Annotated in this window: 14 protein-coding genes and 1 tRNA gene; 9 read left to right on the top strand and 6 right to left on the bottom strand. The window is 71.7% G+C overall.

Annotation, left to right across the window (positions count from 1 at the left end):
• The coding region (locus B7X32_RS11605; protein ID WP_366246982.1) for a pseudouridine synthase at positions 1 to 628 on the bottom strand (628 nt) is incomplete at its 3' end.
• A 54-nt stretch (positions 629 to 682) separates the two neighbouring features.
• Positions 683 to 1,432: an NAD(P)H-binding protein gene (locus B7X32_RS11600; protein WP_292719666.1), complete on the bottom strand. Its 750-nt coding sequence runs from the start codon at positions 1,430 to 1,432 to the stop codon at positions 683 to 685.
• Positions 1,433 to 1,495: 63 nt separating this feature from the next.
• On the opposite strand from B7X32_RS11600, the gene B7X32_RS11595 reads away from it, so the two are divergent.
• Positions 1,496 to 1,972, top strand: a complete 477-nt coding sequence (locus B7X32_RS11595; protein ID WP_292719664.1) for an Rrf2 family transcriptional regulator — start codon at positions 1,496 to 1,498, stop codon at positions 1,970 to 1,972.
• A 13-nt stretch (positions 1,973 to 1,985) separates the two neighbouring features.
• Here the strand turns inward: B7X32_RS11595 and B7X32_RS11590 are convergent, their stop codons facing one another.
• Complete coding sequence (locus B7X32_RS11590; RefSeq protein ID WP_292719662.1) at positions 1,986 to 2,495, bottom strand: MarR family winged helix-turn-helix transcriptional regulator; 510 nt, start codon at positions 2,493 to 2,495, stop codon at positions 1,986 to 1,988.
• 54 nt (positions 2,496 to 2,549) lie between these two features.
• On the bottom strand, positions 2,550 to 3,050 hold the full coding sequence (locus B7X32_RS11585) for a GNAT family N-acetyltransferase (protein ID WP_366246983.1): 501 nt from the start codon (positions 3,048 to 3,050) through the stop codon (positions 2,550 to 2,552).
• 75 nt (positions 3,051 to 3,125) lie between these two features.
• Between B7X32_RS11585 and B7X32_RS11580 the strand changes: the two genes are divergently transcribed.
• The 6 genes from B7X32_RS11580 to B7X32_RS11555 all read left to right on the top strand — a co-directional run bounded on the left by B7X32_RS11580 (position 3,126) and on the right by B7X32_RS11555 (position 8,653).
• Positions 3,126 to 3,197, top strand: a tRNA-Gln gene (locus tag B7X32_RS11580).
• Position 3,198: 1 nt separating this feature from the next.
• Positions 3,199 to 4,629 (top strand): bifunctional UDP-N-acetylglucosamine diphosphorylase/glucosamine-1-phosphate N-acetyltransferase GlmU, encoded by a 1,431-nt coding sequence (gene glmU, locus B7X32_RS11575; protein ID WP_292719658.1) that lies wholly within the window; start codon positions 3,199 to 3,201, stop codon positions 4,627 to 4,629.
• Between the two features lie 9 nt (positions 4,630 to 4,638).
• The gene (locus B7X32_RS11570) at positions 4,639 to 5,676 is read left to right on the top strand and encodes a ribose-phosphate diphosphokinase (RefSeq protein WP_292719656.1); all 1,038 of its coding nucleotides are present in this window, start codon (positions 4,639 to 4,641) and stop codon (positions 5,674 to 5,676) included.
• Positions 5,677 to 5,764: 88 nt separating this feature from the next.
• Positions 5,765 to 6,247, top strand: coding sequence for an FMN-binding protein (locus B7X32_RS11565; protein WP_292719654.1), 483 nt, complete (start codon positions 5,765 to 5,767; stop codon positions 6,245 to 6,247).
• A gap of 1 nt (position 6,248) precedes the next feature.
• A complete protein-coding gene (locus tag B7X32_RS11560) occupies positions 6,249 to 7,130 on the top strand; it encodes an FAD:protein FMN transferase (protein ID WP_292719652.1) in 882 nt (293 codons plus the stop codon).
• Positions 7,127 to 8,653, top strand: a complete 1,527-nt coding sequence (locus tag B7X32_RS11555) for a flavodoxin reductase (protein WP_292719650.1) — start codon at positions 7,127 to 7,129, stop codon at positions 8,651 to 8,653. Before B7X32_RS11560 ends, B7X32_RS11555 begins: the two co-directional genes overlap by 4 nt.
• Before the next feature lie 83 nt (positions 8,654 to 8,736).
• On the opposite strand, the gene B7X32_RS11550 is transcribed toward B7X32_RS11555, so the two are convergent.
• On the bottom strand, positions 8,737 to 10,362 hold the full coding sequence (locus B7X32_RS11550; RefSeq protein ID WP_292719648.1) for an ATP-binding protein: 1,626 nt from the start codon (positions 10,360 to 10,362) through the stop codon (positions 8,737 to 8,739).
• Between the two features lie 90 nt (positions 10,363 to 10,452).
• Positions 10,453 to 11,187, bottom strand: coding sequence for a response regulator transcription factor (locus B7X32_RS11545; protein WP_045270808.1), 735 nt, complete (start codon positions 11,185 to 11,187; stop codon positions 10,453 to 10,455).
• Between the two features lie 142 nt (positions 11,188 to 11,329).
• Between B7X32_RS11545 and B7X32_RS11540 the strand changes: the two genes are divergently transcribed.
• Positions 11,330 to 12,841 carry an ABC transporter permease gene (locus B7X32_RS11540; protein WP_292719643.1) on the top strand — a complete coding sequence of 504 codons (1,512 nt, stop codon included), beginning with the start codon at positions 11,330 to 11,332 and terminating at the stop codon, positions 12,839 to 12,841.
• A gap of 31 nt (positions 12,842 to 12,872) precedes the next feature.
• Entirely contained in the window at positions 12,873 to 13,574 is a 702-nt protein-coding gene (locus B7X32_RS11535) for an ABC transporter ATP-binding protein (RefSeq protein ID WP_292719642.1), read from the top strand.
• The last annotated feature ends 5 nt before the right edge of the window (positions 13,575 to 13,579 follow it).

Genomic DNA, 13,579 nt, shown 5'->3' with positions numbered 1-13,579 from the left:
CGCAGACGTGCCCTCGCAGCTTCTCGATGTGGTTGCGATGCACGAGCGGGAACGCGGATCCGCCGAGCGCAGGGGCGCGCGGATCCCAGCCCTCGGGCAGCAGGGAGACGGCCTCGTAGACCTTCTCGACCCGGCGGTTCTCGAACAGCAGCTGGTACGCGCCGCGCGTGACGGGCCGCTTCGAGAACATCAGCAGGCCCGCCGTCGCGCGGTCCAGGCGGTGGATGGGCGTGAGCTCCGGGATGCCGAGCGCATTGCGCAGCCGCACCAGGGCCGAGTTCTGCAGGTACTTGCCTCCGGGGGTCGTCGGGAGGAAGTGCGGCTTGTCGACGACGACGAGATCGGTGTCCTCGTGCAGGATCTCGACCTCGAAGGGGATCTGCTTCTCGACCGGCGGCTCCCGGTAGTACCAGACGAAGTCGTGCATGCCGAGCGGCGTCTCCCGCGTGAGAGGGGTGCCGTCGATCGCCACGATCTCGCCGCGGTCGAAGCGGTCCAGCAGGCGCTCCGGATCGAGGTGGAAGAAGCGCTCGGCCATGAACGCGCCGACGGTCGGCCAGGGTCCCTCGGCGGGCACGCGCAGACGCGTCGCACCGACGCCGTCGCGCACGGGAAGGGGAGAGGGCATGCCCATTCGGACCAGCCTAGGGCCGCGGCTCCCCTTCCCGTGCGACGGAGGCGGTCATTCCGCGCCGGCGGCGATCCACTCGTCGAAGGACGTCGGCGCGAGCCGCACGCCCTCGGCGGGCACGAGCACCTCGCCGGCGAACCCGACGCCCATCGCCGCACCGCGCCAGGTCGCGCGGATGCGGCGGTCCTCACCCCGGGCGGCGAAGGTGCGGCGCGCCATGTCCACCGCGTCCTCGGTGCGGGGTCCGGCGATCTCGACGGTCGTGCCGCTCGGCGCGTCCAGCGCGTGATCGACGAGTGCCGCGGCCACATCGCGCGGTGCGATCGGCTGCAGGAGCAGGGGCGGGACGAGAGACTCGCCGTCGGCGACGGCCCACTCCGCGATCATCGCGGGGAAGTCGTGGAACTGCGTCGCCCGCAGGATCGTGAACGCGATGCCGCCCGCGCGCACGGCCCGCTCCTGCGCGCGCTTGCCGAAGTAGTGCGGATTCCCCTCGACCTCGTCGAGGGCGGCGATCGAGAGGGCGATGTGATGGCGCACGCCGGCCGCGGCCTCCGCGGCGAGCAGCACCTCGGTCATCGCCGTGAACGTCTCCTCGGCCTCGGCGACGGTCGCGACCGGGGGATTGGTCACGTCGATCACGGTCTCGACGTCCGCCAGGATCGCGCCCAGTCCGTCGCCCGTGCGCAGATCCACGCCCTCGGCGCGACTCAGCGACACCGCCTCGTGGCCGCGCTGTGCGATCTCCCGCACCACCAGCCGTCCGATCCGTCCCGTACCGCCGGCCACTGCGATCCTCATCATCGACTCCTTAATCATGGACATTGCGTGTCCACAATAGGAGTGGCTTGATACGCTGGTCAAGTGAAGCTTCCCGAGACCTCGGAATGGGTGCTGCACGCGACCGCCGTGATCGCGCAGCTGCCTCCCGGGTCGACCGTGTCCGGCGCGCAGCTGGCAGAGCACTTCGGCGTGCCTGGTCCGTATCTGCAGAAGCAGCTCGCCAAGCTCGTCCGGGCGGGGATCCTCACCGGGAGCACGGGTCCGCGGGGCGGCTTCCGTCTCGCGCGGGATCCGGAGGCGATCACCCTCCTCGACCTCGTCACCGCGGTCGACGGCGATGCGGATCCCTACGTGTGCCGCGAGCTGCGCCAGCAGGGTCGGGGTGCGGCCAGGCCGGAGGACTGCCGGAATCCCTGCGCGCTCGCATCCGCGATGCGCGCCGCGCACGAGGCGTGGCGGTCGTCGCTGCAGCACGCCACCCTCGGGGGTATCGTCGCGGGTCTTCCCTCCGCCGTGCTCGAGAAGAACAGGCGCCTGCTGCTCGAGCCCAGGGCCTGATCGCCCCCGGCGATCAGGCGCCGAAGCTCAGGCTGAGCTTGCGCAGCAGGGCGGCGAGGCGCTCGCGGTCGCTGCGGGAGAGTGCGGAGAGCAGCGTCGCCTCGGCGTCCACGAGGCGGGTGATCGCCGCGTCCACGCGCACCCTGCCGTCGTCCGTGAGGGTCACCAGCACGCTGCGGCCGTCGCCGGGATCCGCCTCCCGGCGCACCAGACGGCGTCCCACGAGCCGGTCGATCCGGTTCGTCATGGTGCCGCTGGAGACGAGGGTCTGCTGCAGGAGCTGCTTCGGGCTGAGCTGGAACGGCGCTCCCGCGCGGCGCAGGGCGGACAGCACGTCCCACTCCCACGGCTCGAGGTCGCTGCGGCGGAAGACGTCTCGGCGGGCGCGGTCGAGCAGTCGGGACAGTCGGTCCACGCGGGAGAGCACCTCGAGGGGGGAGAAGTCCAGGTCCGGCCGTTGCGTGTTCCACGCCGCGACGATCCGGTCGACCTCGTCGCCGGGGTGATCCGCTCCGATGCTCATCCGTTCATTATCGCGGGCGCGTCGGAGGCCGAAGGCGCAGACGTCGGCGGCGGATCAGGCCGTCAGCCGCACCGTGAGGAAGATGCTGTGCGGATCCTCGACATAGGAGCCGAACGGTTCGCACTCGTCGAAACCGGCCTTGGTGTACAGCCGGTGCGCGGCCCAGAAGAAGTCGCTCGCACCGGTCTCCAGCGACACGCGTCGGATCCCGCGATCGCGCGCGTCGCAGAGCAGGGCAGCCAGCATCACGGATCCGACACCGCGGCCGCGCATCCGGGGCGAGGTGCGCATGGACTTCAGCTCTTCGTGGCCCGGTTCGAGCTCGGCGAGCGCCCCGGTGCCGACGAGCGCTCCATCCATCGTCGCGGCGAACAGTCGCACACGCGGAGAGAGCAGGCGCGACATGTCCAGGGCATGTCTGCTCTCCGGCGGCGCGGTCGCCTGCATGTCGCGGAGATGATCGCTCAGGAACACCTCGAGGTCGGGCGTCGCGGCCTGCACGCGAGCGATGCGGATCGTCATCATCCCAGCGTCGCGCAACGACGTTGCGAGCATGTTGCCGACCGGTTCCGGCCGGATCACGCGGACGGCGCATGGCAGAATTGAGAAGCGGGCGCCCGGCGACCGCGGTCCGCCGTGGTGTAACGGCAGCACCCCAGCCTTTGGAGCTGCGGGGTCCAGGTTCGAATCCTGGCGGCGGAGCATGACGGAGAACACACTCGCCATCGTCGTCCTCGCCGCAGGGCAGGGCACGCGCATGAAGTCCCGCCTGCCGAAGGTGCTGCACCCGATCGGCGGCCGCACGCTCGTCGGTCACGTGCTCGCGACCGCCGCGCAGCTGGGCGCCGACACGGTCGAGGTCGTGGTGCGCCACGAGCGCGACCAGGTGGTCGCGGCCCTCGCCGCCGAGCACCCTGAGGCGGTCATCGTCGATCAGGACGACGTCCCCGGCACCGGTCGCGCCGTGCAGGTGGCGCTGGACGCGCTGCCGGAGGGCTTCGACGGCGACGTGCTGGTGCTCTCCGGCGACGTGCCGCTGCTGGAGGCCGAGACGCTGCAGGCCCTCATCGACGGGCATCGCGCCGCCGCGGCCGCGGCGACCGTGCTCAGCGCGATCGTCGACGACCCCGACGGCTACGGCCGGATCATCCGCGACGCATCGGGCGACGTGGCCCGCATCGTGGAGCAGAAGGACGCGGACGAGGCCGAGAAGGCCACGCGCGAGATCAACGCCGGCGTGTACGTGTTCCGCGCGGGTCTGCTCCGCGCGGAGCTAGCGAAGGTCACCACCGACAACGCTCAGGGCGAGATGTACCTGACCACCGTGATCGGCCTGCTCCGCGCCGCGGACGAGAAGGTCGCCGTCTCGATCGCGACCGACACCGCCGCGACCTTCGGCATCAACGACCGCATTCAGCTCGCCGAGGCCGCGCGCACCCTGAACGACCGCATCGTGCGCCGCTGGCAGCGCGAGGGCGTGACGATCCAGGATCCGGCGACCACGTGGATCGATGACGACGTGACCCTCGCGCCCGACGTCACGATCCTGCCGAACACGCACGTCCTTCGGGCGAGCACGGTCGCGAGCGGGGCGATCATCGGCCCCGACACGACGCTGGTCAGCACCGAGGTCGGCGAGGACGCGACGGTCCGCCGCTCCGAGGCGACGCTCGCCGTGATCGGCGCGCGCGCGACCGTCGGCCCGTTCTCGTACCTGCGCGCCGGCACCACGCTCGGTGCCGACGGCAAGATCGGCGCCTACGTCGAGACCAAGAACGCGCAGATCGGCGACGACTCCAAGGTGCCGCACCTGTCCTACATCGGCGATGCGACCGTGGGCCGCGGGGTCAACCTCGGCGCGTCGACGATCACGGCGAACTACGACGATGTGAACAAGCACCGCACCGAGATCGGGGACGAGGTGCACACGGGCTCGCACACGGTGCTCGTCGCGCCCGTTAGGCTGGGTGCCGGCGCGAAGACCGCCGCCGGCGCCGTCGTCCGCAAGGACGTCCCCGCCGGTGCGCTCGCGATGAGCGTCGCCCCCCAGCGAAACGTCGCGGGGTGGGTGGAGAAGAACAGGGCAGGCACGGCCGCAGCAGACGCTGCAGCACGTGCCGATTCGGCGGAATAGGCGGGTCCGATGGGGCGCAAGAAGAACACGACGGTCGAGCTGGACCGCGAGAACGACATCGCGCCAGGACTGGTCGCCAAGACCAAGAAGAGGCTCGTCGTCGCCGGCGGCCGATCGCATCCGGAGCTCGTGGCCGCCGTGGCCGCGGCCCTCGGCACCGAGATCGCGCCGGTCGAGCACCGCACCTTCGCATCGGGCGAGCTCTACGCGCGCTTCGAGGTGTCGATCCGGGGCTGCGACCTGTTCATCATCCAGTCGTTCGGCGACCCGATCAACGAGTGGCTCATGGAGACGCTCATCATGCTCGACGCCGCCAAGCGCGCCTCGGCCAAGCGCATCACCGTGGTCGCCCCGTACTACCCCTACGCACGGCAGGACAAGAAGGGCCGCGGCCGCGAGCCGATCTCCGCCCGCCTCGTCGCCGACATGCTCAAGGTCGCCGGCGCGGACCGGGTCATGAGCGTCGACCTGCACGCCGCGCAGATCCAGGGCTTCTTCGACGGCCCCGTCGACCACCTCTTCGCCAAGCCGGTCCTCCTCCAGCATTTCGAGGAGAGCCTCACCGCAGAGGACCGCGCCACGCTCACGATCGTCTCGCCCGACATGGGCCGCGTGCGCGTCGCGGACACCTGGTCGGACAGCCTCGACGCCCCGCTCGCGATCATCCACAAGCGCCGCGACCCGAAGGTCGCCAACCAGGTCTCGGTGCACGAGATCGTCGGCACCGTGGACGGGCGCACCTGCCTCCTCGTCGACGACATGATCGACACCGGCGGCACGATCGTCAAGGCCGCGCAGGCCCTCAAGGCCAACGGCGCCCGCAAGGTGATCGTCGCGGCGACCCACGCGATCTTCTCGGATCCGGCCAGCGAGCGCCTGCAGGACTCGGCGATCGACGAGGTCGTCGTCACCGACACGATCCCGCTCTCGGCCGCCCGCCGGTTCCCCGGGCTGCGGATCCTGCCGATCGCGCCGCTGCTGGCGACCGCGATCCGCCAGGTCTTCGAGGACGGCTCCGTCACGAGCATGTTCGACGGCGCGGCCTGAGACGGAGTCGGCCGGCGCGGATCCTGACTTCACGACGCGCTGCGTCATCTCAAAGGTGACGCACAGGAGGGATGCGGAAGCTGGAACCATGAAGCTCTCGCCCTCGGTCCGTCAAGGATCCGCCCTGGTCGGCATCGCCGGAACGCTGCTGCTCGCGGGATGCGCGGCCGAGTCGTCGTCCGCCGAGACCACGACAGGAACCCCGGCGCCGCAGGCGAGCGCCGGCGCCTCGCCGTCCTCGACGAGCGCGGGCTCCCCGACCGGGTCCGGTACGACCTACAAGGACGGCACCTACTCCGCCGACGGCTCGTACCAGACGCCGGAGACGGTGGAGAAGATCTCCGTCTCGATCACCCTCGCCGACGACACCGTCACGAAGGTCGAGGTCACCGGCGACCCGCAGGCGTCGGAGACGAAGCACTACCAGTCGCAGTTCATCGGCGGGATCTCCGCCCAGGTGGTCGGCAAGAAGCTCGACGAGATCTCCGTCAGCCGCGTCTCCGGATCCTCGCTCACCAGCAAGGGCTTCAACCAGGCGCTGGCCACCATCCGCACCGAAGCCGCGGGCTAGGGTGGATCCCCGCCCGCCGACGGACGTCTGGCGGTTCGAAGCGATCGGCACCGTCTGGGAGATCGTCACGGCCTGTCCTCTCCCTGAGGGCGAACGCGACGCGGTGCGCGACGTGATCGACGACTTCGACCACACCTGGTCCCGGTTCCGTGCCGACTCGCTCGTGACGGCCCTCGCCGAGGAGCCGCAGGAGGTGCCCGCACCGCCGGATGCGGCGGCGATGCTCGATCTGTACCGGGAGCTCTCGCTCGCGACCGACGGCGCCGTGCAGCCGCTGATCGGCGACAGCCTGTCCGCGCGCGGCTACGACGCGGGGTACTCGTTCCACGATCGGGGCGCGAGGCCCGCGCCCGCCGACTGGGTCGAGCAGCTCGCCTGGGACGACGGCGCCCTCGCCCTGCACGCGCCGGCCCTCATCGACGTGGGCGCGATCGGGAAGGGCCGTCTCGTCGACGTGGTGCACGACCTGCTGGGATCCCTGGGGCACGCCGAGCGCCTCGTCGACGCCGGCGGCGACCTTCGTCAGAGTGGCGAGCGGATCAGGGTGGGGCTGGAGCACCCGTTCGACCCGGCGCGCGCGATCGGCGTCGCCACGGTCGCGAACGGGGCGCTCTGCGGATCCGCCGTGAACAGGCGCGCCTGGCCGGGGGAGCACGGCGGGCTGCACCACGTGCTGGATGCGCGGACCGGGGAGCCGGTGCGCACCATCGCGGCGACCTGGGCGATCGCCGCGGAGGCCATGGTCGCGGATGCGGCCGCCACGGCGCTGTTCTTCGACGGCGGTGCCGCGTTCGCGGCGCGGTTCGGTGTGGAATGGGTGCGGATGACCACGGACGGCGCGGTCGAGTGGTCGGCGGGGGATCGGATGGAGGCGTTCGCATGATCGCGACGCTGATCGGCGCGCGGCAGCGCGTGGTCGCGCAGCTCGGACGGCTCTCGATGTACCGGCTCGCGCTGTACGCGCTGCTCGCGCTCGCCGCGATCGCGATGATCCTGTCCGCGGTCGGCGCCGTCTCGGTGCTGCCGCTCGACATCCTCGCCACACTGGCGGTGCTGATGCTCGCGACGCTCTGCACGGACGCGGTCGCCCAGGCGCTGCTGCACGTCCCGCGCCGCGTCGAGTCATCGCTCATCACGGCGCTCATCCTGCTCTTCGTGGTGCAACCGGGCGCGAACCCCGACCAGATCGGCGGTGTCGCGCTCGCGGGCGTGGTCGCCGCGGTCTCCAAGTACGTGCTGGTGTGGCGCGGGCGGCACCTGCTCAACCCCGCCGCCGTCGGGGCGACCGTGCTCACGATCACGGGCCTCGGCTTCTCCGCCTGGTGGGTCGGCACTCCGGCGATGGCGATCCCCGTGATCGTGCTGGGCCTGCTCGTGCTCTGGCGCACCGAACGGATCCGCGTCGTCCTGCTGTTCGTGATCGTGTACGCCGTCGTGTCGAGCGTGCGGTTCTCGGTGCAGTCTGCCGCAGCCGGACTCGCCGTGGAACCCTGGGCGCTGCTCACCACGGTGCTGCTGCAGTCGCCGGCGCTGTTCCTCGGCGCCTTCATGCTGTCCGAGCCGCTGACCATGCCGTCACGACGGTGGCAGCAGCTGCTCGTCGCGGTGGTCGTCGGCGCGCTCGCCGGCTGGCCGATCAGCCTGGGGATCATCACGCTCGGCCAGGAGCGGGCGCTGTTGGTGGGCAACCTCCTCGCCGCCGCGCTCGTCGCCAGGGCGGGAATCAGGCTCTCGCTCGTGCGCCGCCGCTCCGTCACCCCGACCGTGCAGGAGCTGACGTTCCGGGCGCGGCGTCCGTTCCGGTTCGCGCCGGGGCAGTACCTGGAGCTGCAGGTGCCGCATCGCCGCCCAGACAGCCGCGGCACCCGCCGCGAGTTCAGCATCGTCTCCACGCCGGCGGAGCTGCCCTTCGTGCGGATCGCCTACCGCGAGGGCGAGCACGGCTCGAGCTACAAGCGCGCGCTCGGCGCGGTGCAGCCCGACGACGTGCTCACCGCGACAGGGGTGTGGGGCGACTTCGTGCTGCCGGCCCGCCAGGCGCCCCTGCTGCTCATCGCGGCGGGGATCGGGGTGACGCCGTTCGTGGCGCAGCTCGGGGCGCGGGACGCGGCGGACGCGGTTCTCGTGCTCGTGGCCTCCTCGGCCGAGGAGTGCGCCTACCTGCGCGAGCTCGGCGGCTCCGGCGCACGCATACTGGTGGTCGCCCCCGACCGCCCCGCCGAGCTGCCCCCTGGCGCGGAATGGGCCGGCGGTGCACGGCTGGATGCCGCCCTGCTGCTCGCGCTGGTGCCGGATCTGGATCGGCGGCACGCCCGCATCTCCGGTCCGCCGCGGCTCATCGCGGAGCTCGCCCCCGCGCTGCGCGGCGCGCGGAGCGTGACGACGGACGCCTTCGCAGGCTACTGAGCCGGTCGACCTCCGGGCCGATGCGTCGCCCAGGCCGATCGTCGCCCAGACCGATCGTCGCCCAGGTCGATGAGGGGAGCGGCTCAGTGACCGCCGAGCGTGCGGCCGAGCTCGTGGCTGCCCGCATCCGCGCGGCTCTCGCTGCGGCGCTGCGCCTCCTCGTCCCTGCGGCGCGGCGCCGAGCGCTCGGCATGATGCTGCCGCGACGCCTCCGTGCCGGTCGGGCGCGGGGGAGCGGCGTCGGCGGGGTGCGTCGGCGCGCCGGCCGTCGTCTGCGGCACCTTCGGCAGGCGGACCGTGAACACCGTCGCGCCCGGCTCGCTCTGCACGGAGATCGTGCCGCCGTGGCCGTCGACGATCGCCTTCGTGATCGACAGGCCGAGGCCGGAACCGCCGGTCGCCCTGTTGCGGGAGCGGTCGCCCCGCGCGAAGCGGCTGAACAGCTCGTCGCGGACCGCGGGGTCGATGCCAGGCCCGTCGTCGCGGACGCGGAGCACGACCTCGGATCCCTCTTCCGCCACCTCGATCGCGATGCGCGTGCCGGCCGGAGTGTGCGTGCGGGCATTCGCGAGCAGGTTCGTGACGACCTGCTGCAGCCGTCCGGTGTCGCCGATGAGCTCGACCGCCTCCTCCGGCACGTCGATCGCCCACTCGTGATCCGGGGCGGTGGGCCGCGCATCCTCGACGCCCTCGATCGCCAGCCGGGACAGGTCGACCGTGGAGAGCGTGAGCTCCCTGCCCTCCTCGAGACGCGCGAGCAGCAGCAGGTCCTCGACCAGGCTGGTCATCCGCAGCGACTGCGCCTGGATGCGCTCCAGGGCGGTGTGCGCGGAGGCGGTGGCCGGATCCTCCGGCGCATCGGATCGCGACAGCGCACGCAGCGACAGCTCGGAGTACCCGCGGATCGAGGACAGCGGCGTGCGCAGCTCATGGCTCGCGTCGGCGACGAACTGCCGCATCCGCTCCTCGTTGCGCTGGCGCACCGCGAGCGAGGCGTCGACGTGATCGAGCAGGGTGTTCAGCGCGGATCCGACGAGTCCGGTCTCGGTGCGCGGATCCGCCTCCGCGGCGGGCACGCGCTCCGTGATCGACACGTCGCCGCGGTCCAGCGGCTGATTGGCGACCCTATTCGCGGTCGCGGCGACCTCGCGGAGCGGGCGCAGGGCGACCCGGATCGTGATCGCCGTGGACAGCGCGAGCAGGATGAGCCCGCCGATCGTGGTGAGCGCGATCATGGAGAACAGCGTCGTGATCTGCGCCTCGGTGGACGCACGGGGGAGCCCCGTGATCAGCTGGAACTGCGGGGAGTCCGCGCGCTGGATGCTCTGGTGCACGAGCTGGTACGGGCCCAGGCCCGCGAGCTCCGCCTCCGCCTTCTTGTCGCTGAGAGCCGCAACGACCTGCTGCATCTGCAGCGGGGAGAGCGGCTGGGCGACGCCTCCGCTGACGAAGGTGCCGGTCGCCGTGCCTGACGGCTCGACCACCATGACCAGGACGCCGTTCTGCACCCCGGTCTGCCCGACGACGAGGTCGGTCGCGGCGGGGACGTGCCCGAACATCGCATGCTGGTTGGCCACGGGCACGATGCCCTTCGCCGCGGCGGTCAGCTCATCCTGCAGCCGCCCGTTGAGCACGTTGCCGAGCACGACGCTCGTCGCGATCGCGATCACGACGAGGATGAGCGAGACGAATCCGGTCACCGCCGCCATCAGCCGTGTCTGCAGGGACAGCGGGCCCCTGGGGCGGGTGCGGAACGGATTCATCGAGGTCGTGCCTTCTTCGTGCTCGGTGCGGCGGTCTTACTGCTGGGGCGCCTTGATCATGTAGCCGACCCCGCGCACGGTGTGGATCAGCGCCACCTCGCGTCCGGCGTCGAGCTTCTTGCGCAGGTACGAGATGTACAGCTCGACGACGCTCGAGCGGCCGCCGAAGTCGTAGCTCCACACGCGGTCCAGGATCTGCGCCTTGGAGAGCACGCGGCGCTCGTTGCGCATCAGGAAGCGCAGCAGCTCGAACTCGGTCGCGGTCAGCTCGATCTCGTCGCCCGCGCGGACCACCTCGTGGCTGTCCTCGTTGAGAGTGAGGTCGCCGACCTGCAGGATCGAGTCGCTGGCGTCGGTGGTCGCGCCGCCGGAGCGGCGGATCACGGCGCGCAGGCGCGCGACGACCTCCTCCAGGCTGAACGGCTTGGTGACGTAGTCGTCGCCGCCCGCCGTGAGACCCGCGATCCGGTCGCTCACCGCATCCTTGGCGGTGAGGAACACGACGGGCACCATGTTGCCCTGCTCGCGCAGGCGCTTGAGGACGCCGAGCCCGTCCAGGTCGGGCATCATGACGTCGAGGACCAGGGCGTCGGGGCCGAAGTCGCGGGCGACCTGCAGCGCCTCGAGTCCTGATCCGGCGGTGCGCACCTCCCATCCCTCCATCCGCAGGGCCATGGCGAGGAGGTCGGTGAGCATCGGCTCGTCGTCGACCGCGAGGATCCGCAGGGGAGAGCCATCGGGGCGACGCAGCTCAGTGGCGTGATCGTTCATGGGATCTATTCTCCTCAGTTTCCTATGAACGGTCTATGAGTATGGGTGACCCGGCGTGCTTAGCGCGCGCATAGCAGCGCCATCATCGCGGCCCAGAACCGGCTCCTAGCGTCTCCAGCACGAGCGTGACAGAAGGAGAAGCATGTACGGGACGTATCTGCGCCGGGAACTGGCCGGGCGGAAGAAGCAGACGGTGATCGTCGCCGTGGGCCTCGCGATAGCGATCGCCCTGGTGATCGTCGTCAACGCGCTGTCGGCGGGGGTGCGCGATGCGCAGACGCAGGCGCTCGCGCGGGTCTACGGCGTGGGCACCGACCTCACCGTCACGGGCGCGCCCGCCCAGCGCGGCAGCGACACCGGGCAGCGCTTCGACTTCGGGGCGGGCGGCGGAGCTGCCGCGAGCGACGGCAGCACCACCCTGAAGACCTCGGTGCTGCGCGCCTCGCCGGCGCGGGGCACGATCGACGCGGCCGGGGTGAAGACGATCGCGGGGACGGGGAACGTCGCCGCCTCGACCGGCGCGCTGAGCCTCACCAACCTCACGTTCGACGGGCAGATCGCCCAGCAGGGCGCGCAGGGCGGAACCGGTACCGGTCAATCCGGCACCGGCGAGGGGCAGGGCACGGGCGAACGGCCGCGATTCGGCGGCGGCAAGTTCGGGCTCAACTCGTTCTCGGTGCTGGGCGTCGACCCCTCCGCGGGGGCGGTCGTCGGACCGCTGTCGTCCGTGAAGGTCTCCTCCGGGCGCGCGCTCGACGCCGCCGATGCCGGACAGCTGGTCGCCCTGGCGGACAGCACCTACGCCACCTCGAAGAGCCTGAGCGTCGGCGGCACGATCGACGTGGGCGGATCCACCGTCAAGATCGTCGGGATCGTGACCTCCTCGTCCGACTCCGCCGACACCGCGGCGAACGTGTACCTGCCGCTCGACACCGCGCAGAAGATCGCCGGCACCGGCGACGTCGTGTCGACGGTCTACGTGAAGGCGGCCTCCGCCTCCGACATCGCCTCGGTGCAGACGGCGCTCGCCAAGGCCCTCCCGACCGCGACCGTCAGCTCGCAGGCGGATCTCGCCTCCACCGTCTCCGGATCCCTCGCGAGCGCGGCAGGCATGATCGAGGGCCTCGGCACGTGGCTGTCCCTCATCGTGCTCGCCGTCGCGGTGCTCCTCGCCGTGCTGTTCACGCTCTCGGGTGTCGCCCGGCGCACCAGGGAGTTCGGCACGCTCAAGGCGATCGGCTGGTCCAACGGACGGATCGTCCGCCAGGTGGCCGGCGAGTCGCTCGTGCAGGGTCTCATCGGGGGAGCGGCGGGACTCGCGCTCGGCCTGCTCGGGATCCTCGCCGTCAACCTCGTGCGGCCCACGATCTCCGGAGCGTCGGCCTCCGGCTTCACGCGCGGCGGAGGCGCCGGGGGTGCGGGCGCCGGACAGGCCGGCGCGGGGGCCGCGGGCGGGGCGTTCCAGGGTGGCGGGGGCGGATTCCGCGGCCTCGGCGAGTCCGCGCAGGCGGTCGTGCTGCATGCCCCACTCAGCGTGACGATCCTCATCGCGGCCGTGGGCCTCGCGATCCTCGGCGGCCTCGTCGCCGGAGCGATCGGCGGATGGCGGGCGGCCAGGCTGAGCCCCGCCGAAGCGCTGCGGTCCGCCGCCTGATCCCCCCGACCCGAACAGGAGAGACGACATCATGAGCATCATCGAGACCGAGCCCGAGGCCCAGGCGCTGTACCGGCTGACCGGCGTCACGCGCACCTACCGCACGAAGGGCCGCACGGTCACGGCCCTGACCGGCGCGACCGCCGAGATCCGAGCAGGCGAGTTCGTCACCATCCAGGGCCCCACGGGTGGAGGGAAGTCCACGCTGCTGCAGCTGCTCGGCGCTCTGGACCGCCCCACCGGCGGATCGCTCGTGCTCGGCGGCACCGAGCTGTCCACCGCGTCGAACCGCGAGCTCGGCCGGTTGCGCGCCGAGGAGATCGGGTTCGTGTTCCAGGGCTTCAACCTCATCCCCACGCTCACCGCGAGGGAGAACGTGGCGATGGCGCTCGTGCCGCTCCGGATCCCGGCCGAGGAGCGCCGCGCACGCGTGGACGAGTCGCTCGCGCACGTGGGGCTCGCCGACCGCGGCGATCATCTGCCGGGCGAGCTGAGCGGCGGTCAGCAGCAGCGGGTCGCGATCGCCAGGGCGATCGTGAAGAAGCCGCGCGTGCTGCTGGCCGACGAGCCCACCGGCAACCTGGACGAGGAGATGCGCGACGAGATCCTCCTGCTGCTCGAGTCGCTCTGCGCCGAGGGCCTGACCCTCATCGTCGTCACCCACGACTCCGCCGTCGCGAAGCGCGCGCACCGCCGGCTGCGCCTCAAGAACGGCACCCTGACCGAGGTGTGACACTC

This window comes from Microbacterium sp. 13-71-7, assembly GCF_002257455.1.
In the GTDB taxonomy this organism is placed as follows: Bacteria; Actinomycetota; Actinomycetes; order Actinomycetales; family Microbacteriaceae; genus Microbacterium.
Note: the sequence above shows the minus strand (reverse complement) of the source record. Positions and strands in the feature narration are given on the sequence as shown.